At 48.2% G+C, this 845-nt stretch carries 1 protein-coding gene; it reads right to left on the bottom strand.

Going from position 1 to position 845, the window contains the following annotated elements:
- On the bottom strand, positions 1–458 hold a 458-nt coding region (locus tag DWZ82_RS14920; protein ID WP_147356960.1), incomplete at its 3' end, for a ParA family protein.
- Between the last annotated feature and the right edge of the window lie 387 nt (positions 459–845).

Genomic DNA, 845 nt, shown 5'->3' with positions numbered 1-845 from the left:
AAGGTCTCCGCCATGGTCGGGATGAGCAGATAGTCGGCAGCGGTCAGGGCGTTCACGGTCAGCAGACCGAGTGACGGCGGACAGTCGATGAGGATGTAATCGTATTCTTCCGCAACGCCGGTCTGCTCGTCGCGCAGCTTCTCGCGGAGCGTCATCTCTTTGCCGACGTTGTGCAGCTCCTGCTCAATGCCCGCAAGGATGGTATTGGCCGGAATGATATCGCAGCTGGATGTGTGCTGGATGGCCTCCCGCGCCGAGGCCGTTCCCTTCATGACCTCGTACATGGTCGCGCTGTCCTGATTCTCGGCAGCTACCGACATCGACAGGTTGCCCTGCGGGTCGCAGTCGATCGTCAGCACACTGAAGCCCTGCTTTTTCAGACCAGCCGCCAGAATGCCTGTCGTTGTGGTTTTCGCAACGCCGCCTTTCTGGTTGGCCAGTGCAAATATCGCAGACATGTTCTCCACCTCTTTCAACTTTGTAAAGTTATAACTGTTTAACGTTACTCTTATTATATACCTGTGCAGTTATAACGTCAAGACTGTGTAACTTTATAACGTTATCTCTTTTTATAAGTTCAGAGATTCGTTCAGATCGTGTATTTCTCACTCTTTTCTCTCCTTTTCTGTCAGAAAGATTGAGTAGTAAAGTTTGAATAAAGAAGTTTTAGTAGGTAAGGATTTTAGTATATCAGCCTGTTTTGCATCTGCTCAAAAAGCATCTTATCTTTCAGCATACTGCCTGTAAACAGAGTACCCTGTAAAATCAGGGTAATGGTATGACAGACAAAGAAAAATGACGGTCTTTCTGCCGTCATCGGTGTTTGGGGATGGAAATATGATTTT

It is taken from the genome of Butyricicoccus sp. AF35-5AC, assembly GCF_003477715.1.
In the GTDB taxonomy this organism is placed as follows: domain Bacteria; phylum Bacillota; class Clostridia; order Oscillospirales; family Butyricicoccaceae; genus Agathobaculum; species Agathobaculum butyriciproducens.
The sequence above is the reverse complement of the archived record's forward strand: the minus strand, read 5'-3'. Positions and strand labels throughout refer to the sequence as shown.